Genomic DNA, 15,661 nt, shown 5'->3' on the forward strand with positions numbered 1-15,661 from the left:
TGTTAAAAATTCACAATCTTTGTTAAACATTAATATTCCTGCACATGAGCTTAAATCTATGTATGTTTCTGACAAATTTCGCTTTCATAAGAATAAGCATACTGACCAGGCAATGTACCTTTTCTTGATTACCATCAAGATGAAAAGAATAAACGTATAAAAAGATTTTATTATTGCGCGCTGGCTCACAATTTATCATTGCAGCAGATCATAATCTACTGAACCACCATTAATACACTGTGATCAGTATGGCATTTATGTCTGACCGTCGAAATCGAACTGATTAACTTTATCAACATTCACTATTTTCATTAATAACATACTACTAATTTAGGAGTCCACGTACAGATATTGCCACTAAAAATTCATGGTAACAGTTAAAGGTAGTATCAATACAGGCAGTTATGGCACTCTCGACTTAGATTAAGTAAATCACCAGGATGGCTCCGGTCATGACTAAGCTTTAAAAATAACTGGAAAGTTCAAGAATGGCTCATCACTATTATGATCGTATAAGCTTTTTACTCAGATTGCTATCCGAGGCTAAAACCCCGTTATCCAGTGTCAGAATTTGTGAGAGCCTGCAGATAAAACCTCGCACATTACGCAATGATTTATCAGCCTACAAAAGCATGCTGTACGACAATGGTGTAGAAATTAAATCGCATCCGGGAAAAGGTTATCAACTGGTGATACTGAACAAGGAAAAATATAGCAGCCTACTTAATAAATTGAAAAAGGATGACCATCGCCATCAATTTGTTTCACCCATCTTTTTTCAGCGTCGCGTAGATTATATCATTCGCCAGTTACTTTCACGAAAAGAATACATTAAGTTAAATGATCTGGCAGATGAAATGTATATAAGTCGATCAACATTAAACAACTGTATAAAAGAGGTTCGCAAAGAAATAAAAACCTTTAATCTCTGCCTGCACATGAAAACAGCATATGGGGTAAAATTGATCGGAAGCGAGCTGAATATCCGTCATGCCATAGCCAAATATTTCATCTATAACAATGCACATCTCCCTTCCAGCACAAGTACTAAAACATCACGACAGAAAATTGCTAAAATCCTCAGAGATTGCTTACAGGATAATAATTTCCAGCTGACAGATACCGGATTCCACAATCTTATTATACATATTGAAATAGCACTAATGCGTATTGATCAAGGTGTTGATTATAATGATCATCCTGTAAATGCACCGGCACTTAAAATGCGTGATGAATACCGAATAGCCAGGCAAATTATCGATAACTGTGAGCGCTCTTTTGCGATCAAGTTTCCTGAGAGTGAGCAATATTTCATTGCCATTCACCTGGCCGGAAAGCGGAAGATCGATAACTATGATGTTACATTATCCTCTGACATTATCCATTTATTCGAAAAAATCACCTACAATATTAACAAGGAATTTTCAATTGATTTCTCAGAAGATTTTGAGCTTTTTCAATTACTGACGCTTCATATTATACCTATGATGGACCGCTTAAACCTGGGGCTAAAAATCAATAACCCACTTTTGGAGGAAATCAAAAGCGAGTGTGTCAAAGCATTTGAGATGGCAATCCTGGCTGGAAGTATTATCCAGCAGGAAACGATGTTGCAACTAAATGAGGCAGAAATAGGGTATCTTGCCATTCATTTTACTTTAGCTTTTGAACGCAAAGGTTTTCAGCCACATCCTTATAATCTTATGCTTGTCTGCGCCAGCGGAATGGGAAGTTCACAGCTGTTACTCAACAAAATAAAAAGGCGCTTCACGCATTCGATTGGCAAGATTAACGTTGTACAGCTCTATGAATTGTTAGATGCAGATTTAAAAGATTATGACGTTGTCATCTCAACTGTTGATATACCTTTTAAAATCGGGCTGCCTTTAATACGCACCACCTGTTTTCTTGGAGAAGGAGATCTAAATCTATTAGCGCAATGGATGAGTAGACAAGCGCCCGCCCACCCGTCAATTAGCCGATTTTTTAGTCCAAAACTTTTTTTTACCGATCTGAAAAGTACTGAGCGCTATCAACTACTGGAGGAACTTTGTCAGCGAGTAACTGAGTATGTCGCAGTCGGCTCCGATTTTCTTGAAAAAATTATCGAGCGCGAAAAATTGTCTGCCACAGCATTCGGAAATGCTATTGCCTTTCCACACCCTTTACATCCCTGTGGTAACACAACATTTGTCGCTGTCGCACTCCTTAAAAAATCTATTAGCTGGGACAGACACGAAGTTCGCTATATTTTCATGCTTAATATACGAAAAGGAGAAAAAGAACCATTACAGTGCCTGCATGAGGGGCTTATTTCACTTATGGATAATAGTAAGAAGTTAGCCGCACTGGATAAGAACCCTACCTACAACACGCTGATAAAATTGCTTACTCGTGAGACATTCCAGTCTGAAGATTGATCCTTTTTAAAAAATGCCGCCACTATTGTGGCAAAAGTGTGTAAGCCTGCGCAACTGCCGTTCGAATACAATCTTTGGTCACCAGGGTGCGTATTTTTCACCTTAAATTTTGCGTTCAAGACTGTAAAGCCTATTCAAATATGCAAAAAACTGGAGAGTAACATGCGCAGTTCTACGGCTTTTTTGGAAAATCACCTGATGCCGATCGTGACAAGGATTGGAAGTAATCGGGCGCTGATTGTCATTCGTAATGCTATGTGCGCCTGTATGGCGTTATTGATTATCGGCAGCACATCTATTTTATTGTCAAATATTCCATGGGAGCCGTTGGCACACTTTATGGCACCAGCCGCACCTATTTTTGATACCATATTTAATTCTACTACCGGAATCATGGGGTTGCTGACAGCCGCCAGCGTGGCTTACTACGGTGCCCTTGAATATAAACAGGATATATTTGTTACTATTGCAACGTCCGTTAGTCTTTTTGTTCTCAGCCAGTATCAATTAGTTAACGGTAATGAGTATCAGCTCAATATTGACGGGTTGGGAACGTCAGGCCTGATCAGTGCGATTCTTATCGCCTTTGTCACAATAAAGGCACTCTCACTCTTTAAACAGAAAAATATCACAATACGCATGCCAAAAGGAGTTCCTGACGCAGTAAGCGAGTCGTTCACCTCGTTACTGCCCGCACTCTTTTTGCTGGCGATTTTAAGCCTGCTGGTTGTTCTTTTTCACTTTAATATCAACGTAGCTGTAGCGTACTTACTGTCACCTGTCACTTATGTGCTGAATTCCGCACCAGGCTATGCTCTTTACCACATGCTGTGCGCGCTGGTCTTTTTCTGCGGTATTAATTCTCAGGTTGTTATTGGCATTGCTATGCCTTTTCTGATGCAGAATGGTGCGTTGAATGAAAAGGCTTTTCAGACCGGTGAGCAACTGATGTTTGCTGCAACAAATGCAACGGATGCAATGGTATGGGCGGGCGGTACAGGGGCAACGCTGGGCCTGGTGGTGCTGATGTCGTTTCTGGCTAAAAGCCAGTACTTCAAGAAACTGGGCAGAATGTCATTGGGCCCGGGACTGTTTAATATCAATGAGCCCATCATTTTTGGCACCCCCTTATGCTTCAACCCATTATTTATGCTTCCTTTTATTCTGACACCAGGGCTGATTGCTGGCAGCACTTTCCTGTTAATGCAGCATGGCATTATAGACATGCCTCATGTCGCAAACCTGCCCTGGACTACGCCTACTTTTATTGTCGGTTTCTTAATGACGGGTGGCAGCATGAATACAACGCTCTGGTCATTCATGATCGTTGTTATCTCCATGTTGATCTACTTTCCGTTTTTTCGTCTGGCGGACAAGCAACTCTATTTAAAGGAACAGCAGGACACTCTGTTACAGGATGAGGAAAGCAATTAATGGAACATATCAAATTAAATAATTTCCCCACTAATTTTTTATGGGGAGCGGCCACAGCCGCGTATCAGGTTGAAGGTGCAATTCATGAGGAAGGAAAAGGAGTTTCAGTGCAGGACAGCAGGAATTTTTCCAATGCGTTCCATGATACCACCGTCACATCAGACCATTTTCATCGCTTCCATGAGGATGTGGGATTAATGAAGGAACTGGGGCTGAAGTCCTATCGTTTTTCTGTGGCATGGACGCGTATTTATCCGGATGGCGTTAACATTAACCCACCTGGTATAGCTTTTTATAACCGGCTTATCGACGAACTGATTAGGAATGGTATTGAACCTCTGATTACGCTCTATCATTTTGATCATCCTCAGGCCCTGCAGGAATGTTTCGGCGGCTGGTATGGCGATGAGATGATAGAACATTTTTTACGTTTTGCAGCCACCTGCTTCAAGGCGTTTGGTGATCGGGTTAACTGGTTTATGACCCTGTGTGAATCAAATAATGTCGTGCTCTATCCCGATTTAATTGGTGGAGTGCCAGCCGGTGTAGAGGTGGAAGCCTGGCGTTTTCAGGTCAGCCGGGTTATGGCACTCGCAAATGCCAGAGTTATCCGCTTAGGTCGTGAACTATTACCCAATGCGAAAATCGGCCCCTGCATTGGCTATGCGGTTGCTTATCCGGCAACCTGTGCGCCACTTGATATTATGGCAGCACTGAATGAAGATGAATTCCGAACGTTTTATCCTCTTGATTTACTTTGCCTGGGCCGACAAAACACTGCTGTCGTCACTTTTTTCGCGCAACGCGGTTTAGATATTCGTTTACGACAGTCAGAACTTGACGAACTGACGTCTGTGAAGCCTGATTTTATTGCATTTAATTATTACCAGAGTGATGTTGCCAAAGCCTGTCCGTTAAATGATAAGGGGATTCAGCCTGGCTTTAATCGTGATGGAAAAAAAGGAGGTTTTACCTACCCTCGTTTTCCAGGTCTTTACGCCGGTGACAGCAACCCTTATCTGGAGCGTAATGACTGGGACTGGGAGATTGATCCGGTTGGGTTAAGAATCGCCTGCCGTAGGTTGTTTGACCGTTACCAGCTTCCACTCATAATCACTGAAAACGGCCTTGGCGCGTGCGATACGTTGATCGATGGGCAGGTCAATGACATTTACCGTATCGACTACCTTCAAAAACATATTTATCAAATGCAGTTAGCCATCACCGATGGCGTACCCGTTCTGGGATATTACCCCTGGTCTTTTATCGACCTGATGAGCACCAGCAACGGTTATAAGAAACGTTATGGATTCGTCTACGTTGATCGGGATGATAATGCTGTTAAAACACTGAATCGTTATAAAAAAGATAGCTTTCATTGGTATCAAAATGTTATTTCCAGTAATGGTCGTAATCTCAACAATAAACAAGGTTATTCAAAATGAAAAATATTCTACTAATGTGTTCAGCAGGCATGTCGACCAGTATTATGGTTAAAAAAATGACAGAGGCTGCGGCAAAGATTAATGCTGACGTCTCAATTAAAGCAATTCCTGAGCAGGCTCTTAGCGACCATCTCGCCAATACCGATATTATATTACTGGGTCCACAGGTGCGCTTTTTACAGGATAAAGTAAAGGCGGCTGCAAAAGACATTCCAGTCAGAGTGATAGATACGATGGATTACGGAATGATGGATGGTGAAAAGATATTACTTCAGACATTGAAAATTCTTGGAGAAAATTGATGGACACAGAACAAATCTGTTTTGAAATGATATGCCATGTTGGTGATGCACGCTCATGTTTCGTCGAAGCCATTCAGCATGCCAGACAGAAAAAATTCAACCAGGCTCGCGATTTAATTGAAAAGGGTAAGTTAAATTATAATCTCGGTCATGCGGTCCATGCCCGGCTCGTTCAGAAAGAGATGGAAGAAAATGTGAATCACCTCTCTTTAATCCTGGTTCATGCCGAAGATCAAATGATGAGTGCAGAAAATTTCAAAATTCTGAGTGAAGAGTTTCTCTTGTTATATCAGTTGTTACACGATAAGAGTTAATATGATACGACCGCATCCCTATCAATAACATCAGAAGCATGCTCTGTCTTCTGCATGCTTTCTGGCGACCACAAGTAAAGCATCTTTTTACTGGCACACAATTAATAAAAGAAATATTTAAGGCAAGACTTATGAAAAAGGCTAATTTCTTATTGATTTGTTTAATTTTTTTATTTTCTCCTCTGGCCAATGCCACTGATGTTTACATTTATCTGGTTCGTCACGGGCAAACGCTTTTCAATCTTACAGGTCAGGTGCAGGGATGGAGTGATTCGCCGCTCACTGAAAAAGGGATTTCTCAGGCAACACGTGCAGGAAAAGGATTATCAAATGTCGATTTTAAAACGGCTTTTAGCAGTGATGCTGGCAGAGCGCGAGCAACGGCCCGGATAATCCTTGCTGAAAACAAAAGCCCCAGCAAGCCTGATGTTACTGAGTTAACAGAGCTCAGAGAGTGGGGATATGGGGGATTCGAAGGACGTGATGATGCGGAATTGTGGCAGCCTCTTTTTGCTGCAAAGCATGTGGAGTTCAAAAAAGACTGGTCAACATGGGAAAACTTTACCGCCAGAATGAGTGACAAAGAAATCGCCGATGCGATTGCTCATAACGACAAGACTGGAATGGCAGAAAATTATGCGCAAATCACCGCCAGACTAAGGGAAGGGATCGAGAAAATTGTAAAAGAAACAGCAGAAAAAGGGGGCGGAAATAGTCTGGTCATATCTCATGGAAGCGCCATACCTACCCTGCTTTCTCTCTTTACACCTGAGCAATATCATGGCGAAAGTATCGGCAATGTCAGTCTGACAATTTTGCATTACCATGATGGAATTTTTACCATTAAAACCTTAGGCGACACACATTATATGCACGACTAGCGAGAGATAATCACCTGAGAAATACTGCAACGATCTGCTCTATGGATCGTCGAGACCAGCCCCGAGGATGGCGCTCAATGCCAGGGCTGTCTCTCCGCGCCAGCGAAAGGGTTAAGGCACGCAAAGTGAAGGCTGCATCGCCTGACTGCAGCTTCTATACTGCGACTTTACTTCCACAGGACTTCGCCATGGATCGACTCGATTGTGACCGGATGTTTGTCACGGTGCTGGAAACCGGCAGCTTTTCAGCGGCAGCGTTGCGTCTCGGTACCAGCAGCAGTCAGGCTTCTAAACTGGTTTCAAAGCTGGAGCAGCAGCTCGGCGTCCAGCTGTTTAAGCGTAGCACGCGCGCCCTCTCGCCCACCGACGTTGGCCGCAGCTATTATGAGCGGGTTAAAAACCTGCTCGATGCGTTTGAGACGCTGGATGCCAGCGTGCGTGAAAGCGCCACCACACCTACCGGCCGGCTGAAAATCAGCGCGCCTGGCTCCTTTGGCACGGCGGTGCTCTCTCAGGTACTGGTGGCGTTTGCCCGGCGCTATCCGCTGATTGAACTGGATGTCAGCTTTTCCGACCGGGCCGTGAACATCGTCGATGAGGGATTTGATATGGCGATCCGCATCGGCAACCTCAGCGACAGCAGTCTGGTCGCGCGCAAGCTGGGCGACGTGCATGTCCGCATAGCGGCCTCACCGATCTATCTTGAGCAGTTCGGTACGCCACAGCACTGGCGGGACATGGCGCAGCACCAGTGCATTATCGACACCAATTTCCGCGATCCCTGGCACTGGCCGTTTGTCAGCGGTGACGGCAGCAACGAGATTGTCACCATGCCGGTTCGGGGCCGTCTGCGCTTTGCCAACACCGAAGCCTGTCTGCAGGCAGTGATGGCCGGATTAGGTATTGCGCGTCTGCCCGGTTTCATCGCCACTCCTGCGCTGCAACAGGGTGATATTGTCCGGCTGCTGGATAACTTCGACACGCCGCCGCTGGGCCTGTTTGTGGTCTATCCACCCGCCCGTCATCTGGCGCACCGGGCGCGCCTGCTCATCGACTTTCTGGTGAGCCACTTTACCCACTTCCCGCCCGTGGGATTTCTTCCATAATGGAAGAAATGATTGTCTTTATAACCGGATTATCAGCCGTTTAGTCATCAGTTAAGCTGCTTCTCAAAACAGAGAGGAGTCGCGCGATGTTAGTAGAAGGCAAATGGAGTAGTGACTGGCATCCGGTGCAGGCTACCGATAAACAGGGCGGCTTCGTCCGTCAGACGTCCGGTTTCCGGCATTTTATCAGCAGCGATGGCTCCACGGCATTCGCCGCCGAACCCGATCGCTACCACCTCTATGTAGCGCTGATCTGTCCATGGGCGTCGCGTGCGCTGATCGCCCGTAAGCTCAAGGGGCTGGAATCGCTGATCGGCGTGACGGTGGTCGAGCCGCAGCTTGGCGCTCAGGGCTGGCGCTTCGGCAACTTTCCCGGCGCGCAGGCGGACCCGCTGAATAACGCGCAATACCTGCATGAAATTTATACCCGCGTCGCGCCCGACTATACCGGACGGGCCACTGTGCCGGTGCTATGGGACAAAAAAACCGCCACCATCGTCAGCAACGAGTCTGCGGACATTGTGCGCATGTTTAACAGCGGCTTTGGCGATCTGGCCGATAACCGCATCGACCTTTATCCCGCCGCGCTGCGTGCGGAGATTGATGCGCTGAATGAGAGCCTCTATCCGCGTCTGAATAACGGTGTTTATCGCGCGGGCTTCGCCACCACCTCAGTCAGCTATCAGCAGGCGTTTAATGACGTTTTCAGCCAGCTCGATGAACTGGAGGCGCTGCTCAGCGATGGTCGTACTTTCCTGCTGGGTGAACGGCTGACGGAAACCGACATCCGGCTGTTTGTGACCCTGATTCGCTTTGACGTCGCCTATCATGGCCTGTTCAAATGCAACCTGCGCCGGATCCGCGACTATACGCTGCTGAACCGCTATCTTAAGAGCATGTTGTCGGTCTCTGGCGTACGTGAAACGGTCAACATTGACCATATCAAACAGGGTTACTACTCGATCAAGGCGCTGAACCCGAACGGCATCGTTCCGGCGGGTCCTGATCTGAGTGAATACGGTTTATAAATGGAGCAATGATGGCAAAAGCACTGGTGATTTTTCTGCATGGCGTGGGCAGTAACGGCGACGATCTGGCACCGATTGGCCGTCACTGGGCGACGCTGTTGCCGGATGTGGTTTTTGCCTCTCCTAATGCACCTGAACGTTTCCCCGCCGGTTTTGGCTGGCAGTGGTTCAGCCTGGCAGACGTGACGCCAGAGAACCGGCCTGGTCGGGTTCGGGCGGCACGGGCCGCGTTTGATGCGACCCTCAGCGAAATCGTCGCGCAGCACGGCTTTGCCGACCGCTGGCAGGATGTGGTGCTGGTGGGCTTCTCTCAGGGGTCGATCATGGCGCTGGATGCGCTGGCGTCTGGCCGTTATCCGCTGGCGGGCGTGGTCGCCTTTTCCGGTCGCCTGGCGGTTGACGGCGAATTAACCCCGCAGGCTCATGTGCCCGCGCTGCTGATCCACGGTCAGGCCGATGAAGTCATCCCGTGGCAGGAGAGCGAATCTGCGGCGGCCCGGCTGCGAGCCGCAGCGGTGCCGGTCGACGCGCGCTTTGAACCCGCCACCGGCCACACCATTTCTGTTCAGGGTGCCATGCACGCCGCCGCGTTTATCGGGCAGTGCTTACAGGATTAACCCCAGTAGCGCGTTAACGCCTGCCAGGCATGGCGGGCAGCCACGTCGGGCGGCAGGCGTTTCAGCGCATCGTTAAAGACTTCAATCCCCACCGGTCCCTGATAGCCCGCGCTTTTGAGCTTATCGACAAAGCGCTCAACGTCGATAATCCCATCGCCGGGCAGCAGACGCTGGTGCTTCGCCATCGCCATCAGGCTCTGCTTATCCTGCGCGGGAACGGCGGCCATGTCACACAGCTGCACTTCATAGATGCGATCGGCGGGAATGTTATCCAGATGGGAGGCATCACCGCCCAGCGCACAGATATGGAACAGATCGACCACCAGCCCGATATTGGGCTGATCGAGCCGCTGCAATCGCTGCCACGCCAGCGGCAGCGTGTTATCTACGCTGCACCAGGCCATCGGCTCATACATAATGCGCATGTTGTATCGCGCAGCTTCAGAGGCCATCCAGCGCAGGTCATCGTCAATCTGATCGGCACAGCAATCTTCACGGGTGCTGGCCGGTGCCTGAATGGTGTCACAGCCCAGCGCCTGGGCAATCTGTATAAACTGGCGCAGCTCTTCGCGCTTCTGAGATCGCAGCGCGCTGGGTGCGCCGGTGAAATCACGCAGCACCTGCAGATTGGTAAAGCCGGGTCCCTGTCGTGCGCTGATCTCAGCCAGTGCCGCTGCACCGCCTTCATACGCGTCGACATCCTCGCGCCAGATCTCGACCTGATCAAAACCGGCGTCACGCGCCGCCTGGAGCTTCTGGCCGGGTTCACCGTTTAACAACACCAGGTTAAGGAAGGTGGGATTGGTTCGCATTGCTCGGCTCCTTAATCGTCCGGAATAATCGGTGAGGTTCAGCGTCAGCGCCGCGCATTATCCGATGCACGGCGCTGATGCCCGAAATCAGCATCTCGTAAGCGGTATGACGCGCACCGGGTCAACCCAGCAGCGTGACCAGTGCGAAACCGGCAAACGCCATCAGCAGCGAGCCAATCACATGCACCAGCGCGCTGGCCATCGCCCAGAAATACTTCCCTGATTGTAGCAACCCCATTAATTCCGCAGTGAAAGAGGAGAACGTCGTCAGCCCGCCGCAGAGTCCGGTGACGATTAACAGTTTCCAGATCGGGTCGATGTCGGGATGGCGGACAAACCAGGCCATCGCCCCGCCGATGACCAGACCGCCGATCAGATTCACCAGCAGCGTGCCGGGTGGCAGGTTGGGAAAGAGTGCATTAAAACGCATCGCGAACAGCCAGCGCAGTACGCAGCCGGCAGAGCCGCCGATCATCACAGCCAGTAACGGTTTAAACATGTCTTGCTCCTGATTACAGAGTAATGCGGGGCTGGGGGGAGGGCAGAGATAAACTGCGCCTGACACCTTAGCTCCCGCGAAAGGATTGAGTGTCAGGCGTCATCAGCCGGTGTTAAGCCCACCGGCGGTTGGGAAAGGTGGCACGCCATCACCTTGAGCCGGTGATAATACGACGCCCGTTTCGGGCTGGCAAGAGTGCGCGCAGGGCGGCTGAATCGCTTGACGATGTGACTATTACCGGGGTAATGCTGAAGGTTTACAGCCTGTTGCGGAGAGCCTATGCGTACCCTGATTTTTGATACTGATATCGGCGTGGATGACGCCTTTGCGCTGGCTTATGCGGCGCGGACGCAGCATCTGCTGGGGATTACCACGGTTTTTGGCAACGTGGCGGTGGGTCAGGCGGTGAAAAATGCCCGTCTATTCTGCGATAAAATGGCGATTAGCGCGACGGTCTGGCGCGGCTGTTCACGGCCGCTGGCGCTGGCCCCCTCTGCGCCCGCCAGGCTGCACGGGGAAGATGGGCTGGGCGATGCGTTTGATAATGCGTTTAGCGATCAGGCACCGGGCGCGGTGCAGTTTATTATCGACAGCGTGCGGGGGCAGCCGCATCAGATCACCCTGGTGGCGATTGGTCCGCTGACCAATATCGCCACGGCCATTAATCAGGCACCGGATATTATTCCGCTGGTGAAAGAGCTGGTGATTATGGGCGGTGCGTTTGGCACCGACGGCCACAGCGGCAACGTGACGCCCTTCAGTGAATTCAATATCTGGAAAGATCCGCACGCCGCCGATCAGGTACTTGCCTCGGCGCTGAACGTGGTGGTGATCCCGCTGGATGTCACGCACAAGGTGCTGATCAGCGGCGAAGAGGTTCAGCGTCTGAATCAGCCGGTGCTGAGCGCGATCTGTCGCCCTTACCTGGCTTACAGCCTGGCAAAAGAGGGTTTTGCGGGCATGGCGCTGCACGACACCCTGGCGGTGGCCTGGCTGACGCTGCCGCAGGCCTTTACGCTCACCGAAAGCCCGCTGCGGGTGATTACCGAGGGCATCGCCTGCGGTCAGACAGTGCGTAAACTGAACGCGCTGGCATCACGAGCCGATCCGTTTGCCGGTCTGCCCGCCCAGCGTATTGCGCTCGGCGTGGATGCCGACGCGGTGCGGGCGCACTTCTTTGAGACCCTCACCGCGCCCTGAATCACGTTACCTGTCGAAGTGAATCACGCCTTTGATCAGTTCGCGATTGTTGATGACCTGCACCTCAAAGGTTTCATCCAGCGTGGAGAAAGCCAGATGGTGATTCAGCATCATGTCGGCGCGCAGCTGGCCGCTGGCCATTAACGCACGCACCCGATCAAAGTCTTCACGGGTGGCGTTGCGGCTGCCCATCAGCGTGGCCTCTTTTTTGTGGAATTCACTGTCCGGGATGACCAGATCGCCTTTGTGCAGACCGACATAGACGATGGTTCCGCCGTGTCGCATCAGGTTGACCGCGTTATTCATCGCCGCAGGATTGCCGGTGGCGTCGATCACTTTCAGCGCCAGACGGCCACCAAACTGCTCGCGCAACGCATTATCGAACACCTCATCAGCCGGATTCAGTGCCGCCAGCCCGAGCTGGTCCGCAACATGCTGGCGACGGAATTCGCTGGTATCCGCGACGACCACCTGTGCGCCGCTGGCGGCGGCAATAGCGGCGACACCCAGTCCAATCGGCCCGGCACCCACTACCAGCACCTGCTCATCCGCCCCGATTCCGGCACGCCGCACCGCATGAGCGCTGATGGCAAACGGCTCAATCAGCGCGGCTGCTTCCGGTGCCACCTCATCTACCGCCAGCAGGGTGCTGACCGGTACGCTTAGATAGTCGCAGAAACCGCCATCCTGATGCACACCAATCACCGAGATCTGCTCACAGCAGTTGGTTTTGCCGCTCTGGCAGGCGTCGCAGCGCAGGCAGGAGATGTAGGGCATCAATGCTACCCGCTGGCCCGGCTGAAAGCCCTCAGCGCCACTGCCCAGCGCCACCACTTCCGCACAGATTTCATGGCCCAGCACCCGTGGATAGCTGAAGAACGGCTGATTGCCGGACCAGGCGTGGATATCAGTGCCGCAGATCCCGGCGGTAAGGATTTTAATCAGCGCCTCGCCCGCGGCAGGCGTTGGGGTGTCGCGAGTCGCCCAGACCATCTTACGTGGTTCAGCGATGACCAGTGCTTTCATTGTTGTCATGGTGATTCTCCGGTTGTCCTGCTGGCAGTTATGGCGAATCCTGCTCGCCGCGCGGCGTTCGTTTGCGGGAAGTGTGAAGCACGGCGATTTTTTTGGGCTTTGAATGGTTTTTAATGCATAAAAAACCGGAGAGTGAGATGAGTCACAGCCAGAATTTGCGTCAGAACGTGATCAACCAGATGCTGGAGAGCATTGCTCAGCGCCACATCTGTTCACCCCTGCCGCCGCAGGCGGCGCTGGCCGAGATGTTCAATATCAGCCGCACCACAGTGCGTCATACCCTGCACTATCTGCATCAGTGCGGCGTGCTGGATAAAGTCGATCAGACTTACGTTATCGTACGTGAACCGCGCGATGATGACGGCTTTAGCGCCTTAACGCCGCCGATTGAGCAGCAGGCCAGCCACTTCGAGCAGATGTTTTTTAATATGATTAATCAGCGGCAGCTGGTGCCAGGCGACACCTTCAGCGAGCTGCAACTGGCGCAGCAGGTGAAGGTCAGTCCGGTAGTGGTACGCGAGTTTCTGCTGCGCTTTATGCGCTATGACCTGCTGGAGCCGGTGAAACGCGGCCAGTGGCGGATGAAGAAGTTTACGCAGGATTACGCCGAGAAGCTGTTTGAGCTGCGCGAGATGCTGGAAACCCACGCCCTGAGCCGCTTCCTCAATCTTCCCGCCAGCGATGAGCGCTGGGTGCAGGCGCGGGATCTGCTGGATCGTCATCGATCAATGCGTGACACCATTGCCAGTAATTATCGCCACTTTGCCGCGCTGGACCGCCAGATGCATTCGCTGATTTTATCCGCGGCCAACAACCCGTTTTTTAATCAGTCACTGGAGATTATCTCGGTGATCTTTCACTCGCATTATCAGTGGGATGAGAGCGATCTCAAGCAGCGCAATATTGTGGCGCTGGAGGAGCATATGGCCATTCTCACCGCGCTGATTGGTCGTCAGGATATCGACGCACTCTGCGCCCTGCATAACCATCTGGCGACCGCCAAAACCTCGATGGTGCGCTCAATCGGTCAGTACAATTAAAAACCGATTAAAAACCACAAAGCATTAGCTCCCGCACGATTCAGAAACATCTTTGCAACATCCTTAACCCTTTGCTCGTAGTCTCGACTGCAACGTCACGGCGGCCTTTTGCCGCTGCGCGCAGACCCCTTCTCACCATAACGATAAGTACCCAGTTTCGGGAGAGTGCAATGGAAAAGAGTTCAGTAACCGGCCGCGACAGCGTGACCGGCGACACGCCACCAGGCCAGGATTTCGTGCCGATGCGCAGCGACGTGGTGCGTTCACCGCGCATCCGCAAAGTGCAGATCACGGCGATGTTGCTGCTGCTGTTCGCCGCCATCATCAACTATCTGGATCGCAGCTCGCTGTCGGTGGCGAATATGACCATCCGCGAGGAGATGGGGCTGAGCGCCACTGAAATCGGCCTCCTGCTCTCTGCTTTTTCACTGGCGTATGGCCTGGCGCAGCTGCCGTGCGGTGCGCTGCTGGATCGTAAAGGGCCGCGCATTATGCTCGGTATCGGCATGTTTATCTGGTCGCTGTTCCAGGCGGCTTCTGGTCTGGTGCATAACTTCACCCAGTTCGTGCTGGTGCGTATCGGCCTCGGCATTGGTGAAGCGCCGATGAACCCGTGCGGCGTGAAAGTCATCAACGACTGGTTCAACATTAAAGATCGCGGCATGCCGATGGGGATGTTCAATGCGGCGTCGATGATTGGACTGTCCGTAGCACCGCCCATTCTGGCGGCGATGATGCTGGTGATGGACTGGCGCGGCATGTTTGTCACCATCGGTATCCTCGGCATGTTCCTCGCGATCGGCTGGTATATGATCTACCGCGACCGCGACAACAACACCCTGAGCGCCGAAGAGATCCACTATCTGCAGGCGGGCAGCGTGGCGGCGCGTAAAGAGCCGATCAGCTTCAAAGAGTGGCGCGGCCTGTTTAAGCAGCGCACCATGTGGGGCATGATGATTGGCTTCAGCGGCATCAACTACACTGCGTGGCTCTACATCGCCTGGCTGCCGGGCTATCTGCAGTCGACCTATCATCTCGATTTGAAAAGTACCGGCCTGCTGGCGGCGATTCCGTTCCTGTTTGGGGCGGCGGGCATGCTGCTGAATGGCTATGTGGTTGATTCACTGGTGCGTCGTGGCTTTAACGCAGTGAAAACCCGTAAAGTCTGCATCGTCAGCGGGATGCTGCTGTCCGCCGGGTTTACTGCGGTAGTGACCCGCGCGACCGATACCACCAGCGCCGTGACGCTGATCGGGATGGCGCTGTTCTGCATCCACTTTGCCGGAACGTCGTGCTGGGGACTGATCCACGCCAACGTCACCGCCCGCATGACCGCCTCGGTCGGCAGCATTCAGAACTTCGCCAGCTTTATCTTCGCCTCGTTCGCGCCCGTCATCACCGGCTGGGTGCTCGACACCACCAAATCGTTCAGCCTGGCGCTGATGATTTGCGCCTGTGTGACGCTGGCTGGCGCACTCGCCTACCTGCTGCTGGTGCGCCAGCCGATTACCGACGGCGAATAATTACC

15 protein-coding genes and 1 riboswitch are annotated in these 15,661 nt (G+C 51.5%); of the genes, 12 read left to right on the plus strand and 3 right to left on the minus strand.

What is annotated here, in order from left to right; translation table 11 throughout:
* The first annotated feature begins 488 nt into the window (after nucleotides 1-488).
* The 9 genes from F3I20_RS11620 to F3I20_RS11660 all read left to right on the plus strand — a co-directional run bounded on the left by F3I20_RS11620 (nucleotide 489) and on the right by F3I20_RS11660 (nucleotide 9,547).
* Nucleotides 489-2,420 carry a BglG family transcription antiterminator gene (locus F3I20_RS11620; RefSeq protein WP_150011333.1) on the plus strand — a complete coding sequence of 644 codons (1,932 nt, stop codon included), beginning with the start codon at nucleotides 489-491 and terminating at the stop codon, nucleotides 2,418-2,420.
* Nucleotides 2,421-2,582: 162 nt separating this feature from the next.
* Nucleotides 2,583-3,854, plus strand: coding sequence for a PTS sugar transporter subunit IIC (locus F3I20_RS11625; protein ID WP_150037591.1), 1,272 nt, complete (start codon nucleotides 2,583-2,585; stop codon nucleotides 3,852-3,854).
* On the plus strand, nucleotides 3,854-5,299 hold the full coding sequence (locus tag F3I20_RS11630; RefSeq protein WP_150011337.1) for a glycoside hydrolase family 1 protein: 1,446 nt from the start codon (nucleotides 3,854-3,856) through the stop codon (nucleotides 5,297-5,299). The genes F3I20_RS11625 and F3I20_RS11630 overlap by 1 nt, the downstream gene beginning before the upstream one ends.
* Nucleotides 5,296-5,601, plus strand: coding sequence for a PTS sugar transporter subunit IIB (locus F3I20_RS11635; protein WP_150011339.1), 306 nt, complete (start codon nucleotides 5,296-5,298; stop codon nucleotides 5,599-5,601). Before F3I20_RS11630 ends, F3I20_RS11635 begins: the two co-directional genes overlap by 4 nt.
* Nucleotides 5,601-5,915: a PTS sugar transporter subunit IIA gene (locus tag F3I20_RS11640; protein ID WP_197042346.1), complete on the plus strand. Its 315-nt coding sequence runs from the start codon at nucleotides 5,601-5,603 to the stop codon at nucleotides 5,913-5,915. Before F3I20_RS11635 ends, F3I20_RS11640 begins: the two co-directional genes overlap by 1 nt.
* Nucleotides 5,916-6,046: 131 nt before the next feature.
* Nucleotides 6,047-6,796 (plus strand): histidine phosphatase family protein, encoded by a 750-nt coding sequence (locus F3I20_RS11645; protein ID WP_150011343.1) that lies wholly within the window; start codon nucleotides 6,047-6,049, stop codon nucleotides 6,794-6,796.
* 188 nt (nucleotides 6,797-6,984) lie between these two features.
* Nucleotides 6,985-7,902 (plus strand): LysR family transcriptional regulator, encoded by a 918-nt coding sequence (locus tag F3I20_RS11650; RefSeq protein WP_150037593.1) that lies wholly within the window; start codon nucleotides 6,985-6,987, stop codon nucleotides 7,900-7,902.
* Nucleotides 7,903-7,988: 86 nt separating this feature from the next.
* Nucleotides 7,989-8,930 (plus strand): glutathione S-transferase family protein, encoded by a 942-nt coding sequence (locus F3I20_RS11655; protein WP_150037594.1) that lies wholly within the window; start codon nucleotides 7,989-7,991, stop codon nucleotides 8,928-8,930.
* 11 nt (nucleotides 8,931-8,941) lie between these two features.
* A complete protein-coding gene (locus tag F3I20_RS11660) occupies nucleotides 8,942-9,547 on the plus strand; it encodes an alpha/beta hydrolase (RefSeq protein WP_150037611.1) in 606 nt (201 codons plus the stop codon).
* On the opposite strand, the gene F3I20_RS11665 is transcribed toward F3I20_RS11660, so the two are convergent.
* Together F3I20_RS11665 and crcB are read right to left on the minus strand one after the other, a co-directional pair.
* Entirely contained in the window at nucleotides 9,544-10,359 is an 816-nt protein-coding gene (locus F3I20_RS11665; RefSeq protein ID WP_150011349.1) for a sugar phosphate isomerase/epimerase family protein, read from the minus strand. The genes F3I20_RS11660 and F3I20_RS11665 overlap by 4 nt on opposite strands.
* Nucleotides 10,360-10,480: 121 nt before the next feature.
* Nucleotides 10,481-10,858 carry a fluoride efflux transporter CrcB gene (gene crcB, locus F3I20_RS11670; protein WP_150011351.1) on the minus strand — a complete coding sequence of 126 codons (378 nt, stop codon included), beginning with the start codon at nucleotides 10,856-10,858 and terminating at the stop codon, nucleotides 10,481-10,483.
* Between the two features lie 86 nt (nucleotides 10,859-10,944).
* A riboswitch (Fluoride riboswitch) is annotated at nucleotides 10,945-11,020 on the minus strand.
* Nucleotides 11,021-11,137: 117 nt separating this feature from the next.
* On the opposite strand from crcB, the gene F3I20_RS11675 reads away from it, so the two are divergent.
* Nucleotides 11,138-12,058, plus strand: coding sequence for a nucleoside hydrolase (locus F3I20_RS11675; protein WP_150037595.1), 921 nt, complete (start codon nucleotides 11,138-11,140; stop codon nucleotides 12,056-12,058).
* 6 nt (nucleotides 12,059-12,064) lie between these two features.
* Here F3I20_RS11675 and F3I20_RS11680 read toward each other — a convergent pair whose 3' ends face one another.
* Entirely contained in the window at nucleotides 12,065-13,093 is a 1,029-nt protein-coding gene (locus F3I20_RS11680) for a zinc-binding alcohol dehydrogenase family protein (RefSeq protein ID WP_150037596.1), read from the minus strand.
* Between the two features lie 137 nt (nucleotides 13,094-13,230).
* Here F3I20_RS11680 and F3I20_RS11685 point away from each other — a divergent pair, with 137 nt between their 5' ends.
* Together F3I20_RS11685 and F3I20_RS11690 are read left to right on the plus strand one after the other, a co-directional pair.
* Nucleotides 13,231-14,133 (plus strand): GntR family transcriptional regulator, encoded by a 903-nt coding sequence (locus tag F3I20_RS11685; protein ID WP_150037597.1) that lies wholly within the window; start codon nucleotides 13,231-13,233, stop codon nucleotides 14,131-14,133.
* A gap of 170 nt (nucleotides 14,134-14,303) precedes the next feature.
* Nucleotides 14,304-15,656 carry an MFS transporter gene (locus F3I20_RS11690; protein ID WP_150037598.1) on the plus strand — a complete coding sequence of 451 codons (1,353 nt, stop codon included), beginning with the start codon at nucleotides 14,304-14,306 and terminating at the stop codon, nucleotides 15,654-15,656.
* Nucleotides 15,657-15,661: the final 5 nt, after the last annotated feature.

Origin of the sequence: Candidatus Pantoea gossypiicola, from assembly GCF_008632075.1 — a bacterium.
GTDB lineage: Bacteria > Pseudomonadota > Gammaproteobacteria > Enterobacterales > Enterobacteriaceae > Pantoea > Pantoea gossypiicola.